General features: G+C 63.6%; 11 protein-coding genes. 2 read left to right on the top strand and 9 right to left on the bottom strand.

The window, feature by feature from the left end; all coding sequences use genetic code 11:
- Window positions 1-52: 52 nt before the first annotated feature.
- The 6 genes from IB273_RS12595 to IB273_RS12570 all read right to left on the bottom strand — a co-directional run bounded on the left by IB273_RS12595 (window position 53) and on the right by IB273_RS12570 (window position 5,706).
- Complete coding sequence (locus IB273_RS12595; RefSeq protein WP_045212115.1) at window positions 53-1,528, bottom strand: sigma-54 dependent transcriptional regulator; 1,476 nt, start codon at window positions 1,526-1,528, stop codon at window positions 53-55.
- A gap of 269 nt (window positions 1,529-1,797) precedes the next feature.
- On the bottom strand, window positions 1,798-2,094 hold the full coding sequence (fliT, locus tag IB273_RS12590; protein ID WP_151187847.1) for a flagellar protein FliT: 297 nt from the start codon (window positions 2,092-2,094) through the stop codon (window positions 1,798-1,800).
- Between the two features lie 26 nt (window positions 2,095-2,120).
- Window positions 2,121-2,501, bottom strand: coding sequence for a flagellar export chaperone FliS (gene fliS / locus IB273_RS12585; protein WP_081519269.1), 381 nt, complete (start codon window positions 2,499-2,501; stop codon window positions 2,121-2,123).
- Window positions 2,502-2,638: 137 nt separating this feature from the next.
- Window positions 2,639-4,039, bottom strand: coding sequence for a flagellar filament capping protein FliD (gene fliD, locus IB273_RS12580; protein WP_081519268.1), 1,401 nt, complete (start codon window positions 4,037-4,039; stop codon window positions 2,639-2,641).
- 101 nt (window positions 4,040-4,140) lie between these two features.
- Window positions 4,141-4,482, bottom strand: coding sequence for a flagellar protein FlaG (locus IB273_RS12575; RefSeq protein WP_081519267.1), 342 nt, complete (start codon window positions 4,480-4,482; stop codon window positions 4,141-4,143).
- Between the two features lie 78 nt (window positions 4,483-4,560).
- On the bottom strand, window positions 4,561-5,706 hold the full coding sequence (locus IB273_RS12570) for a flagellin (protein ID WP_192224195.1): 1,146 nt from the start codon (window positions 5,704-5,706) through the stop codon (window positions 4,561-4,563).
- A gap of 209 nt (window positions 5,707-5,915) precedes the next feature.
- Here IB273_RS12570 and IB273_RS12565 point away from each other — a divergent pair, with 209 nt between their 5' ends.
- Window positions 5,916-7,553 carry a hypothetical protein gene (locus IB273_RS12565; RefSeq protein ID WP_192224194.1) on the top strand — a complete coding sequence of 546 codons (1,638 nt, stop codon included), beginning with the start codon at window positions 5,916-5,918 and terminating at the stop codon, window positions 7,551-7,553.
- A 91-nt stretch (window positions 7,554-7,644) separates the two neighbouring features.
- Window positions 7,645-9,231: a methyltransferase domain-containing protein gene (locus tag IB273_RS12560; protein WP_192224193.1), complete on the top strand. Its 1,587-nt coding sequence runs from the start codon at window positions 7,645-7,647 to the stop codon at window positions 9,229-9,231.
- A 295-nt stretch (window positions 9,232-9,526) separates the two neighbouring features.
- Here IB273_RS12560 and IB273_RS12555 read toward each other — a convergent pair whose 3' ends face one another.
- From IB273_RS12555 to flgK, 3 genes are read right to left on the bottom strand one after another with little or no spacing between them, the layout of a single operon-like run.
- Entirely contained in the window at window positions 9,527-10,177 is a 651-nt protein-coding gene (locus IB273_RS12555) for a hypothetical protein (RefSeq protein ID WP_081519263.1), read from the bottom strand.
- 50 nt (window positions 10,178-10,227) lie between these two features.
- The gene (locus tag IB273_RS12550) at window positions 10,228-11,823 is read right to left on the bottom strand and encodes a flagellar hook-associated protein 3 (protein WP_225594636.1); all 1,596 of its coding nucleotides are present in this window, start codon (window positions 11,821-11,823) and stop codon (window positions 10,228-10,230) included.
- A gap of 10 nt (window positions 11,824-11,833) precedes the next feature.
- Entirely contained in the window at window positions 11,834-13,831 is a 1,998-nt protein-coding gene (flgK, locus tag IB273_RS12545) for a flagellar hook-associated protein FlgK (RefSeq protein ID WP_192224192.1), read from the bottom strand.
- Between the last annotated feature and the right edge of the window lie 32 nt (window positions 13,832-13,863).

The raw sequence follows: 13,863 nt of genomic DNA, 5'->3' as shown, positions 1-13,863 counted from the left end.
AAATTTACTCGTTATATTTCAATGACTTGAAAAAACGAGTCAGGCGAAGGCGTCAATCCTCCGCCATTTCCTCTTCGCGGCGACTCATGCCGTACTTGCGCATTTTCTCCACCAGGGTGGTACGGCGGATGCGCAGGCGTTCGGCGGCACGGGCGACCACGCCGCTGGCGTCGTCCAGCGCTTGCTGGATCAATCCCTGCTCGAGGTTGGCGAGGTAATCCTTCAGGTCGATGCCCTCGGCCGGCAGCATGGCCGGCGAGTCGAGGCCCGGAAGGCCGGCGGTGATCGCCGCGCGCTCTTCCAGCTCCTCGCGCAGGCTGGTTGCCAGCTGCTCGTCCTCGTCGTCGACGTGGCGGAATTTCTTCGGCAGTTCGCCCACGCCGATCACGCCGTAGGGGTGCATGATCGCCAGGCGCTCGACGAGGTTCGCCAGTTCGCGCACGTTGCCCGGCCAATCGTGGCGGCAGAGCGACATGATGGCGGCGGAGTTGAAGCGGATCGAACCGCGCTTCTCGTGCTCCATGCGCGAGATCAGTTCGTTCATCAGCAACGGGATGTCTTCCACGCGCTCACGCAGCGGGGCCATCTCGATGGGGAAGACGTTGAGGCGGTAGTACAGGTCTTCGCGGAAGCTGCCGTCCTCGATCATCTTCTCGAGGTTCTTGTGGGTCGCGGCGATGATGCGCACGTCCACGTTCTGCGTCTTGTTGCTGCCCACGCGCTCGAAGGTGCGCTCCTGCAGCACGCGCAGCAGCTTGACCTGCATCGGCAGCGGCATGTCGCCGATCTCGTCGAGGAACAGGGTGCCGCCGTTGGCCAGTTCGAAGCGCCCGGCACGGGTGGTGATGGCGCCGGTGAAGGCGCCCTTCTCGTGGCCGAACAGTTCGCTTTCCAGCAGCTCTGCCGGGATCGCGCCGCAGTTGACCGGCACGAAGGGCGCGTCGCGGCGCTTGGAGTGGTAGTGCAGGTTGCGCGCCACCACTTCCTTGCCAGTGCCGGACTCGCCAAGGATCAGCACGCTGGCGTCAGTATCGGCGACCTGCTGCATCATCTGCCGCACCTGCTGGATGGCACGGCTGGTGCCTACCAGGCTGCGGAACAGGTTGGGTTCGCGCTGACGACCACGCTCGCGGGCCTGGTCGTACATCTCGCGGTAGACCTGGGCGCGGTGCAGGGAGTCGAGCAGCTTGTTGTAGCTGGGCGGCATCTCCAGGCTGGCCAGCACGCGGCGGCGCAGCTCTTCGGGCCACTCATTGGGCACCGGCTCGCCCATCAGCAGGACCGGCAGGTACTCGTCCCAGGACGCGAGCTGCTTGAGCAGCTCCAGCGCCCCGCCCTTGCTCTCCACGGCGCCGACCAGTACGCAGAGCACGTCACGGCTGCCGTTGGGAAGCGGGTCGACGACCTGGCGCCAGTCACGGCTGCTGCAGGACAGTTGGTCTTCACCCAGGAAGCTGATGATCACCGAGAGGTCCCGGCAACGGTCCTGGTTGTCATCGATCACGAGGATTTTCGTTTCGCGCCACATCTTAGCTTGTCATCCCGGGCTTGAAGGCCGTACTACGGCGGCTGACACGATCTGGCCACAGCACAATTTCCTCGTGCTAGCCAGCATTTGGCCACTAGTTAAGTCAAAATTGTGGCTCGAGTCAAATTTATGGCGTGTTTTTTTTGGTGCGGCCCGACGAAGGGTGTTGATCCCTGTCATGGCAACTGAAATGGAGCGTAGTTCGAAGCAGAGACGGCGGCCACCGGCACCTGGCCGATCACCGCCGAAAGAGAGCCGATCCGAATGGATCAGCCGAACATCTGGTAGACCTTGGCGCCCTGGTGCGAACGGTTGACGCGGACGATCTCGGTGGCCACTTCCTCACGCTGCCGGGTGACAGCCTGGACCAGTTCGCGATACAGCGCCAGCAACCCTTCGAGGCTGCGCTTGAGATCGCTGTCGTCATCCAGCGGTTCGACCATGGCGGCGTCGACGTGCTCGCGACACTGGAGGTCGAGTTGAGCAACGGCTTCCCAGTCTTCCTGGGCCAGCGCCGCGCCCAAAGCAAGGCGGGTCTGTTCGATCTGCTGGACGGCGAGAGTCATGTTCGGTATCTCCTGGCGAGCGGCGATCACTGCGGAATCGCGTCCCAGCCTTCCTTGATGGTGCGCAGCAGGCCGGATACTTCGTCGAGAACTTCGACTTCGTTGCTGCGGTTGGCGTCGCCCAGGCGACGACTCATGTAGTCGTACAGGTTGGCATAGTTTTCCGCCAGCTCACCACCGGCTTCGAAGTTCAGCGCTTCGCGCAGGCCGCCGATGATGGCGGTGGCCTTGCCGATCAGCATGCCTTTCTGGGCGAACTGCTCGCGCTCCATCGAACCGCGGGCCTGGGCGATGCGGCTCAGGCCGCCTTCCATCAGCATCTGGATCAGACGGTGGGGAGAGGCGTCGTGCACCTGCGACTGGTTGTTCACGTTCTGGTACTGACGCAGTGCGGCCGAAGCGTTCATCTGATTTCCCCTTGATTCGCTGAACGATCAAATCGTCGATATTCAAAGTATCGGCGCGGGCGGGAAAAGCTTTAGGCAAAAATCTGCACTGGCGTACTGCCCCGCAGCCCGCCCTTGAGAGGCGGACCACCGAAGCGTCAGCTGTCGGAACTGCTGGCCTTGTTCAGCGCGTTCAGCGTGGTCAGCACGCTGGACTTGGTGGCGTTGAGCTGGGCGACCAGGGTGTCCATGGCGGTGTACTTCGCCATGAGCGTCTCGGTCAGCTTGGTCATGCGGGTATCCAGTTTGGTCGACTGGTCGGCCAGGTCGCTCAGGGTGTCGTTCAATGACGCCTTGCGCTGGTCAAGCAGGCCGTTGCTCTTGGTGTAGAGGTCCATGCTGCTGCTCATGCGATTGAGCAGGCCGCCATCACCGGTGAAGAAGCCCTGCACCGAGGCGAAGTTCTTCTCCAGGGCGGCGTCGAGCTTGGTGTCGTCGACGTCCAGGGTGCCATCGGTCTTGGTGGAGATGCCCAGCTGCGACAACAGCTTGATCGAGCCGCCCTCCGTAGAGGAGCCGACCAACTGGGTGCGCAGCGTGTTGAGCAGGTTGCGGGTCATCGAGTCGCTGGCCAGCGAAGCGGCCGAGGTCGTCGGGTTGCCACTGGAGTCCGTGGTGGTGGTGACCTTGGTCAGCGAATTGATGCTGGTCATCAACGCGTTGTACGCCGAGACGAAAGACTGGATGGAAGTCTTCAGGCCGTCGGTGTTGGTATCCACGGTGACGGTTGACTTGCCTGTGGCCACCAGGTTGAGCTCCACGCCACTGATGGCGCTGGAGATCTTGTTCACCGAACTGCTCATTTCCAGACCGTCGATGGTGTACTTGGCATTCGCCGCGGGCGCGCTGACATAGCCGCCGGCGGTGGCCGACGCCTTGGTGCCGGCACCGTCGATCTTGAGCACATCGAGGCTCGAGTCGCCGCTGGTGGCTACGCTGATATCGCTGCCTGCACCGGTGACACTGGACCCCAGAACCAGGCGCGGGCCGCTGGCATCAGTGATGATGTTGGCGGTGAGGCCCTGGTCCTTGAGCTGGGTATTGATGCTGTCGCGGATATCGGACAGGCTCGCCCCCGCCTTGACGGTGACGTTGTAGGTGCTGCTGCCCTGGGTGATCGTCAGCTTGCCGGCGCCGAAGCTGGCCGACTTGTCGATATACTGGGTAGCGACCTTGGAGCTGGTGGCCAGACTTTCCACATCGATGGCATAGGTACCGGCGGCAGCGCCGGTGCCCAGGGTGGCAGTCAGGGCATCGGCGTTCGACGACTTCACGGCCAAACCAGCGAAGGAGTTGGCGTCGTTGAGCTTGCCCATGGCCGTCTGGAAGGTATCCAGGGCACTCTGCAGCGAGCCGATACCGGACAGCGTGGTATTGGTCGCGGTCTTCTGGGTGGCGATCTGGTTCGATTTGGGCGCCTTCTGCGCATTCACCAAAGCAGTCACGATGGAGTCGATGTCGTATCCCGACCCTACGCCATTGATCGAAGTCCCGGCCATGTGCCTACCCTCCTGTCCAAATTTCTGGCGGTTTTCAGATTGCCGCCTGCGTCTGGTGACGCTTCATTCAAGAATCGCGCCAGAGCTCGTAAATAACGAGATCAGGCGCGTTCACTGAACAGCAGATTACCCGCTTCCTTCAGGCTTTCTGCCAACTTGAGCGCAACTTCCGAAGGAATCTGGCGAATCACCTCGCCGGTATCGGAGGCCACGACCTTCACGACGGTTTCGCCGCTGGCGTCGTCCACCGAGAACTCCAGGTTACGCTGCACCGACTGGGCCTGCTCGCGCAGACGGCTGACGGCTTCGTTCAGGTTGCGACGGTTGTTGGCCGCCGGCGATTCCTTGGCGCTCTGCGGCAAGCTGTTGCCGCTGGCCGGCTTGCTACCCGCGGCGGCGTTGTCGGCCGGTCGCAGGGTGTTGATTCCGAGGCTGGTATCCATCAGGTATTACCCTCCGAATGCAAAGCAAGGAAGGGCGCTGAGCGCCCTTCCTTTCCGTTTTTGCCTTGCGGCAACCCCTTACTGGAGCAGCTTCAGGACAGCGGAGGGCAGCTGGTTGGCCTGGGCCAGTACCGCGGTGGCGGCCTGTTGCAGGGTCTGCTGCTTGGTCATCTCCGCGGTTTCTGCGGCGAAGTCCACGTCCTGGATGGTGCTGCGTGCAGCGGTGGCGTTCTCGGACACGTTCTGCAGGTTCGAGATGGTGCTGTCCAGACGGTTCTGGATGGCACCCAGCGAGGAACGCTGGCTGTCGATCTGCTTCAGGGCGGCGTCGATCACCTGGGTAGCCGATTGGGCACCTTTGGCGGTCGCGATGTCCAGCGCCTGGATGGTGGAGTTCGAGGTGACCACAGCGTGCGCGCTGCCGGCGCCGCTGCCCACACCTGCGGTGAAGTCCTTGCCGGAAGTCAGCGAGATGGTGGTGGTGGTGCCGCCGCTGCCAGCCGCGCCGGCCACTGCCGCTACGCCGCTGATGTTGGTGTTGATCGCCGAGACGATGTCGTTGGCGCTGGCGCCCTTGGCGTAGCTGACCTGGGTACCGTTGACGGTGACCGAGCCGGCGGTGGCTGCAACGCCGCCCGAGCCGCTGAGTACGGTGGACAGGTCCAGGGTGCCGGAAGCCAGTTGCGAGGTACCTTTCAGAGCGGTGGCGCTCATGTCGCTCAGGGTGAAGCTGACGGTTTCGTTGGCGTTGGCGCCGACCTGGAAGGTCAGGGTGCCGTTGGTGCCGGCGGTGCCGTCGAGCAGCTTGATACCGGAGGTGCCGCCACCGAAGGTGGTGGTCTTGGAGATACGGGTCAGTTCAGCGGTCAGCGACTTGAACTCCTGGTTCAGCGAGGTCTGGTCTTCGCTGCTGTTGGAGCCGTTGGCGGACTGCAGGGACAGTTCACGCATACGCTGCAGGATGTTGGTGGACTCCTGCAGGGCGCCTTCGGCGGCCTGGGCGATGGAGTTGGCGTCCTGGGCGTTCTTCACGGCTACGTTCAGGCCGTTGACCTGGCTGGTCAGACGGTTGGAAATCTGCGAGCCGGCGGCGTCGTCCTTGGCGCTGTTGATACGCAGGCCGGTGGACAGACGGGTCATCGAAGTGTTCAGGTTGTTGGCGGCCTTGGTCAGGTTCTTTTGAACCGACAGCGAGGCGATGTTGGTGTTGACGGTAAGAGCCATGACGAATTCCTCGTGTTAGGGCTAAGTGGCCTCCCTGCCCGTTTGATTCGAAATGGCGTGGAGAACCTTCGTTAGGGTTATCGTCCCAAGTCGGACGGGCTTTAACTTTTTTTTCGAATTTTCTTCAGACCGCTCTGTAGGCCCCGGCTGGCCTCGTTCTTGCAAAGCCCCCGGACACGCGCCAAAGCTCCGTCACCAGCAGGTTCCGCATGTCCAACCACAAGCTTCAATCCGAGATCCAGCGCCTCAGCCAGGCGTTGCAGATTGCCGAAGACCGCGAAGACCGCGCGGAACAGATCCGTCTATATGAAGCGCTGGCGAAACTGGTGCCCAACACCGCGATGGTCCACGCCAAGATCGCCCGCCTGCACCTGGAGCTGCAGGACCCGCAATCGGCGGAAGCCTGGGCCGAGCGCGCGCTCGACATGACCACCGACCCCAAGGTCGATGAAGAGCTGCTAGACACGATGCGTACTCATCGGCTGTTCATAAAGAACCTTGAGCGTGCCGAACGCTGGTACCGGGCCTCGCCGAGCCTGCCGCGCCTGGCCCTGTACTGCGCAGCGCTGAGCCTGCGTAAACGCTTCGACGAAGCCGAGGCGCTCTATACCCAGGCGCTGGAAAAGCCGCTGGAGCCATGGCAGCAGAGCATCCTGCTCGGCCTGCTGGGCACCCTGTACTTCGAGTGCGGGCGCTTCCATGACAGCGTCGCCTGCCATCAGCTGACGCTGGAACTGGCCCCCAACTACCTGTTCGGCCCCTTCAACCTGGCACTGTCCCTGGAGCAGGTGGCGCGCTACCAGGACGCCTACCGTCTCTATATGCAGACGCTGGAGAAGATGCCGGAGCATTCGGGCACGCATAACAACCTGTCGCTGCTGCAACTGCGCCTCAAGCAGTTCGATCTCGCCTGGCCGCACTACGAGGCGCGCTGGAAGACCTCGCTGAAGGAGCACTACCAGGATTTCAATACCCCGCGCTGGCGCGGCGAGCCGCTGGAAGGCAAGACCCTGCTGGTCTGGGCCGAACAAGGCATCGGTGACCACGTCATGTTCGTCAGCATGCTGCCGGACCTGCTCAAGCTGGGCGGCCAGGTGCATGTCGAGACCTACGACCGTCTCTGCCCACTGCTGCAGCGCAGCATGCCGGGCCTGTCGATCATCCAGCGCGAAAGCACCGGCCAGGTCCACAACGGCCAGCGCATGATGCACCGGCAGACCTGGCCACGCAGTGACTACCAGATTCCCATGGGCAGCCTGGGCGAGTTCCTGCGCCCTACCCTCGCCTCCTTCGCCGGTACCCGCGCCTTCCTCAAGGCCGACGAGCAGCAGACCCAGGCTAAACGAGCCGAGTACCAGCGTCTGTTCCCCGGTAAACGCCTGGTGGGCATTTCCTGGCGTGGCGGCACCGATACTGCCAACGACATGCAGAGCCGCCGCATCGAGATGCAGGAACTGGCGCAACTGGCAAAGCTGGACAACGTACAGCTGATCAACCTGCAGTACGGCAATACCGAGCCGGAGCGCGCCGAAGCCGAAAGCCTCGGGCTGCATATCCACCATGACGCCGCGGTCAATCCGCTCAAGGACATGGATGCCCAGGCCAGCCAACTGGCCGCGCTGGACGCCGTGCTGAGCATCGACAACACCACTGTCCACCTCGCCGGGGCGCTGGGCGTGCCGACCTTCGTGCTGCTCCAGCTCAATCCGAACTGGCGCTGGGCCGTCGACGATGCGACCAGCTACTGGTACCCATCCGTACAACTGATCCGCAACCGCGAGCTGGGCCGCTGGGGCGAAGCCCTGGACCAGGCCGTGCAGCGCATGCGCGGGAGTGGCGTGCTATGAACGCCGTCCGCGCCAACACCTTTCAACCGGCCCGCCCGTGCGGCGCCTGCCAACCCTGATCGCCAGCGACTCCGCTTGGAGGAGAACCCCAGTGTCCCAACCTTTTGAAGCCCGCATTGCCCAGGCTCAGCAACTGCAACAAAGCGGTCAGCGTGAAGCGGCCGTCGCCGCCTTCCGCGAGTTGCACGGCGAACGTCCTGATGACCTGCCCGTGCGCCTGAGCCTGGCCATCGCCCTGGGCGAGCTCGGCAAGAACAACGACGAAGCCCTCGACCACCTGCTGCATATCCAGCAGGCGGTGCCTGACAACGCCGCGGTGAACAGCCTGCTCGGCCGCCTGCTGGTGCGCCTGCGTCGCTACGACGAGGCCCACCCCTACCTGCACCTGGCGGTGCAACTGGATGCGGAAGACTTCGAGGTACGCAACACCCTGGCGACCCTGGCGCTGTTCCAGGGCCACCTGGAAGAGGCATACCACTGGCTGGCCAGCCTCTCCACCTACGAGAAGCGCGCTGACACCGCTGACCTGCTGGCGCAGCTGGAGATGCTCCAGGGCATGCGCCAGGCCGAGGCCAGCAGCTTCTTCGGCAAGGCCCGGGTGTTCGCCCGCTCCAGCCACGCAGCGACCGTCGGCGGCCCTCCCGGCGCCAAGGCGATCATGGAGAACAACCCGAGCCAACGCGACGACCTGCTGGCGGTCACCGGCTGGCAGCGCATCGAAGCCGGCACCCTGAACCTGCAGGCGCTGTTCGATCCGAAAGACCTGGTGCAGAAGATCGCCCCGCTGTTCTTCGAATCCGGCAACGGCATCATCTACGCGGCGCCCTACGAGCACGTGCCCTATATCCGCATGGGCTACTTCTACTACCAGGGCTTCCTGCAATACGAAGGCCGCCACGCCCCGGTGCTGATCCGCCGCGCCGCCGTGCCAACCTCACCGGACGTGCTGGAGGTCTGGGCCGAGCACAACCTGCGCGAGCAACTGAATCTGGTCGACGGTAACGACGTGCTCTGCTATCTGCGCAGCCCCGACGCCGCGCCGGAAGAGAGCCAGTGGCGCGACTGCAAGCTGGACGTACACGAGAACTTCTTCTCACAGTCCCAGGTATTCGGCGCCAACAAGGAGCTGTACCAGGGCCATGAGGGCTGGGACCTGCCGGGCGCCCGCCCGACCCTGTTCCGGATGAACCGCTACGCGCTGGATAAATGGCTCTCGCCGACCGACCGCGTGCTGGACATCGGCTGCAACATCGGCTGCTTCGGCATCGAAGTGGCGCAACAGGTTGGCAGCTACCTGGGCTTCGACAACAACGACTCGCTGATCCGCATCGCCGACCGCCTGGCGCAGCATCACAAGGTGGAGAACTGCGAGTTCCGCACCTGCACCTATGAAGACTTGCGCGCCAGCGAGCCGGGCCTGTTCGACGTGATCTTCTCGTTTGCCGTGCACGTGTGGATCGGCAAGCCGATGCCCGACTACGTCGCCGACCTCAAGAGCCTGCTCAAGCCCGGCGGCATCGTGGTCATAGAGAGCAACGACTTGCGGATGAACGACACCAAGTTCTTCGCCAACATGCGCCACTTCTACGAGCAGGGTTTCTTCCTGCTGTACCAGGGCCAACTGGTCGACGACAAGGTTCACCATCGCGGCTTCTGTGTGTTCAAGCGCCTGGACTGACAGAGCGCGGCAACGAAAAAGCCCGGCGTTTGCCGGGCTTTTTCTTGGACACTTGGCAGGAGCGAATCGCTCTGTCGATTTGCGTTGGTCTGCGGGTACGCCTCGGAGGATTTCGCAGACAAGGTCCGCATCTACGAAAACTGAACTGTAGGAGCGCGCCTTGCGCGCGATCGCGGGCATGGCCCGCTCCTGCAGGGGGAGCGCTTGGGTTAGCCGAGCAGGTCTGCTCCTGCCCATTGCGCACGAACAAGAAAGCCTCCACTCGGGAGGCTTTTCTGTTGACTGCGCAAGCGGCTCAGTTGGCGATGACGAACGTCTCGCTGGCCTGCCACATGTCGCCACTCCACTGCGGAAAACCGGTGGCCTGACGCCAGGCGGTGGAACAGATCAGGCAGGTCGTGATGCCGGGGAACTCCGGTGTGATGCAGTCCAGCATGCCCTTCCACCACAGCGGCTGGCGTACGGTGATGTGGGCGTTCTCACCGTTGGGCAGCAACGCCTGGGCCGGATAGCAGGCGACGTTGAGGATCACCAGGCGCTCAGCGCAGGAGTAGATGTCACGCAGAACCTTGGGCACGTCGGCAACGAAGATGTGCTCGAGTACGTCGAAGGACACTACGCAGTCGACTTTCCGGCGTTCGTCGATGCCACGCGCAGGCTCGTAGCGGTAAGCCCCTTCGAGGTTGAAGTACTGCACGGCGGACTGGCCATTGTCATCGAAGCCGGGCTGGGTCCAGTCGGAGCCGCCGCAACCGTAGTCCAGCACGTTGCGAATAGCATGGTTCTGCAGTATCTCGCGGACCTGGGGACGGAACGGGCGTAACTCGAAGTCGCTGAAGGCAACGTCGACGTGCTGCTCGTCGTTGCGATCGTAGCCTTCGCGCGCCATCTGCCCGTACATCTCGATCAGTTGGCGGCCCTTGGCGCTGAAGTTGATATCACCCATGTGTGGTTCTTCCCGAGTGGGGCCCGCCGCTTTCGGGCGGGCCGGAATGATCAGAGTTTGTTGAACAGACTGAGCTGGCTGATCCGCGCGAACGCCGCCTGGGCCGCTTCGAGCATGGTCTGCTGCAGCACCAGTTGCGAGGTCGCCGCGGCCATGTCGGTATCGCGGATCGACGACTGCGTAGTGGTGTTGGTCAGCGCCAGGCTCTGGTTTTCCTGGTTCAGCACATCGATGGTGTTGAGCCGCGCACCAATGGACGACTGGGTCGCCAGCACCTGGTCGCTGGCCTTGTCGAGGTTGGTGAGCGCAGTCGCGACCATGTTGCGGATATTCAGCTGCGCCTGCGGGTTCCCACTGGTAGAGGTATCCAGCGCGGTCCGCAGATCGCCGATGGTATTGAGGATGTTCTGCCGCTCCGGAGAGCTGGCAGTGACGGAGAACTGATCACCGGTCGCCGGGGCGGCGCTGAGGGTCATGTCCACGCCGGCCACGGTCACCGTTTGCGGGAAGGTCGCGCCCAGCGTGCCGGTGGACAGCGGTGTGGCGCCCTGGCTGGTGGGCAGCGCGTAGACCTCGAAGTCGGTGGCGCTGGTGAACTTGAGCTGCACGCCGCTGCTGGGGAACTGCGTGGTGTAAGCGGTGTTGTTGCTCACCGTGGTGGAGGTGATCTGCGCCGTGGAGGTGTTGGTGGCGCTGCGCTTGACCGACAGGGTGTCGGGCGCGGTACCGAAGCTGAAGCTGTAGCCGTTGACCAGGCTGTCCACCGTGCTGGCGTCGTCGCTGGAAGGCAGCGATACGTCCAGCTGGAACTGCGCACCACGGAAGTTGATGGCGTTGCTGTCGGTGGAGGTCGAGTCGTAGGTGCCATTGGTGGTGGCATCGCTGGTGACGTCGTTGCCGTCCTTGTCGAGGATCTGGTACTGCGTGCCGCTGAGCACGTTCAGCGTGTAGGGCGCGCCATCACGGAAGCTGGCGTTGTAGTTGCTGTCGCTGGTCACATTGCCCTGGGACAGGAAAACACGCTGCACACCGTCGGCGCTCGGATTGCTGGTCACCGAGCTGATGGTGCGGCTGGCGTTGGCCGCCATCTCGAAGATGCTCCAGCCGTTGTCGTTGGTGGACAGCGTCAGATTGTCGGAGATCTGCAGTTTGAGGGTGCTCTGGTCGCCCTGGTAGCTGAAGCTGCCGTCGGCGTTCTGCACGAAGGGCTGCACGGTGCTCTTGCTGCCGGAGAACAGGTAGTTGCCGCTGGCGTCCTTGCTGTTCATCAGGGTCAGCAGCTGGTTCTGGATTTCGCCCAGCTCATCGCTGATGGCGCCACGGTCCTCGTCGGTCATCGAGCCGTCGCCGGCGCGCAGGGTCAGTTCGCGGGCGCGCTGCAGGGCGGTGGTGATGGAATCGAGGACGCTCTGCTCCTGGTTCAGGCTGTTGGTCGCGGACGTCATGTTGCCGCTGTACTGGGTCAGCAGCGCCTGCTGCTGCTCCAGCTGCAACAGACGCGCGGCGCCGACGGGGTCGTCCGCCGGAGTCTGGATACGCGTGCCGCTGGAGATCTGCTCCTGCAGCTTGGCCAGGCTGGCATAGCCGCGGTTGTAGTTGTCGATGTTCGAATTGAAGATCTGCGGGGTGGAAATTCGCACAACCATTTCAGCCTCCTCAGATGTTGTTGATCAGGGTGTCGAAGAGCGTCTGCGCGGTCTTGATGATCTGCGCGGAGGCCGTGTAGTACTGCTGGAACTTCACCAGGTTGGCCGCCTCTTCATCGAGGTTGACCGCCGACAGCGAGTCGCGGCTGCCTTGCGCCTGGGTCAGCACCGCCTCGGTGGCGGTGGCATCGAGCTTGGCCTGGTTGGCCGTGGCGCCGACGGTCTCGGTCAGGCTGCTGTACGCGCCGGTCAGGCTCATGCCGCTGCCGCTGCCCGTGCCGCTGCCGACGGTCTTGGTGGTCTGCAGGTCGATGAGCTTCTGGGCGTTGCTATTGTCGGCGTCGCCATTGCTGTTGAAGGCCACGCCGAAGCTGTCGCCGTCCGCTGGATAACCGGCGATGGTGGTCTGGAAGCTGAACGATGGCGAGCCCGGTACGGTGATGCTGATGTCATTGCTCTGGCCCGGCACGATGTTGCCGGTGCCCAGCGAGTTGCCTGCCGAATCGTAGATGGTGTAGCCCTGGGTGCCGCCGCTGGCTGCGTCGAACACCAGCTTCACCGGCAGGCCGGCCTTGATCGAGGCGCCCAGCGCGGTGCCGTTGCTGGCATCCAGCTTGCTGGTCAGGGTGGTGCCGCTGATGGTGCCGCTGCCTTCATTGCCAGTGGTGGTGCTGGCGACCACCGGCGAGGCGAAGGCCAGGCGGTTGGAGTCGGTCATGGTGACCGAGATGTCCGAGGCCGCGGTGCGGGTCGGGATTACCGTGAAACGGTCGCCCGCCTGCACGGTACCGACGCTCTGCTGGCTGATGCTGAAGCCGTCGAATTCCTTCGGCGGGTTGTCGGTCAGGTCGCCGCTGCCCAGCACCGTGCCATCAGAGGAGCGCTTGATGGTGTAGCCGGTGGCGGAGGTGAAGGTCACCTCGTAGTCACTGGTGGTCAGTGCGCTGCTGTCGGTGATGTTGACGTTGAGGTTGCCGGTGCCGGTATTGTGGGTATTGGCCAGGCTGCGGTTGCCGATGACGCTGGCGTCGTTGATGTCCTTGAACAGCTGCGCGCCGAAGTTGCCGTTCAGGTCCAGGCCCTGGGCGAGCTGGCTGTTGAAGGTGTCGGCAAGGACGATGGCCATGCGCCCCAGTTCGTTCTGGGTCGTGTTCAGCACGTCGCTGCGGTAGCGCAGCAGGCCGCCCATCTGGCCCCCGGTGACCACCGAGGTGACGTCCATGGTCGAGCTGCCGGAGCTCAGGCTCAGGCTGAATTGCGACGGGTTGTTGGCGCTCGGGCCGGCGGTCAGGGTGGAGGAATTGGCCCCCACCACCAGCGGCTGGCCGGAGCCCAGGTAGAGGTTGAGGCTGCTGCCCTGCTTGACCACGCTGACGCCGATCATGTCGGAAAGCTGCAATACCGCCTGGTCGCGCTTGTCCTGCAGGTCGTTGGCGCTGGCGCCGCCAGCCTCGGCTGCGATGATCGCCTGGTTGTACTGGGCGATGGTCTTGGCCAGGTCGGTGACCTGCCCGGCCAGGCTGTCCATCTGGGTGTTGACGTAGCTGTTCTGGGTGCCCAGCTGGGTGGAAATCGAGTTGAAGCGCTGCGCCAGGTTCGCGGCCTGGGTCAGCACCAGCTGACGCGAGGCGGCGTCGGTCGGCGTCGCCGCAGCGGTCTGCAGCGAGGCGAAGAAGTTCTGCATGACCTTGGACAGACCGGTGGTGCTGTCGGACAGCAGCGAATCGATCTGGTTGACCTGGGAGAGGTAGGTCTGCGCATCGCTGTCCACCGAGGTGGCGCCGCGCAACTGGTTGGCCAGGAACTCGCTGTACATCCGGCGGACGTCCTGCACCGTGGTACCGGTGCCAACGTAGTACTGCCCCGCGAACTGCTCGGCGGAGGTCACCTGCGACGTCGTCTGGCGCGTGTAGCCCGCCGTGTTGACGTTGGTGATGTTGTTGCCGGTGGTGCTCAGCGCCGCTTGCGAGGCGTTGAGGCCGGACAGTCCGATGGATAAGAGGCTCATGGTCTTTCCTTAGCGCAGTCCTTTGTACAGGG

It is taken from the genome of Pseudomonas sp. PDM19 (assembly GCF_014852215.1).
Lineage (GTDB): Bacteria > Pseudomonadota > Gammaproteobacteria > Pseudomonadales > Pseudomonadaceae > Pseudomonas.
The sequence above is the reverse complement of the archived record's forward strand: the minus strand, read 5'-3'. Positions and strand labels throughout refer to the sequence as shown.

What these genes read in the sequence shown, in the direction of transcription:
- IB273_RS12595 (WP_045212115.1), bottom strand. Translation starts at nt 1,528, where the DNA reads ATGTGGCGCGAAACGAAAATCCTCGTGATCGATGACAACCAGGACCGT.
- fliT (WP_151187847.1), bottom strand. Translation starts at nt 2,094, where the DNA reads ATGACTCTCGCCGTCCAGCAGATCGAACAGACCCGCCTTGCTTTGGGC.
- fliS (WP_081519269.1), bottom strand. Translation starts at nt 2,501, where the DNA reads ATGAACGCTTCGGCCGCACTGCGTCAGTACCAGAACGTGAACAACCAG.
- fliD (WP_081519268.1), bottom strand. Translation starts at nt 4,039, where the DNA reads ATGGCCGGGACTTCGATCAATGGCGTAGGGTCGGGATACGACATCGAC.
- IB273_RS12575 (WP_081519267.1), bottom strand. Translation starts at nt 4,482, where the DNA reads ATGGATACCAGCCTCGGAATCAACACCCTGCGACCGGCCGACAACGCC.
- IB273_RS12570 (WP_192224195.1), bottom strand. Translation starts at nt 5,706, where the DNA reads ATGGCTCTTACCGTCAACACCAACATCGCCTCGCTGTCGGTTCAAAAG.
- IB273_RS12565 (WP_192224194.1), top strand. Translation starts at nt 5,916, where the DNA reads ATGTCCAACCACAAGCTTCAATCCGAGATCCAGCGCCTCAGCCAGGCG.
- IB273_RS12555 (WP_081519263.1), bottom strand. Translation starts at nt 10,177, where the DNA reads ATGGGTGATATCAACTTCAGCGCCAAGGGCCGCCAACTGATCGAGATG.
- IB273_RS12550 (WP_225594636.1), bottom strand. Translation starts at nt 11,823, where the DNA reads ATGGTTGTGCGAATTTCCACCCCGCAGATCTTCAATTCGAACATCGAC.
- flgK (WP_192224192.1), bottom strand. Translation starts at nt 13,831, where the DNA reads ATGAGCCTCTTATCCATCGGACTGTCCGGCCTCAACGCCTCGCAAGCG.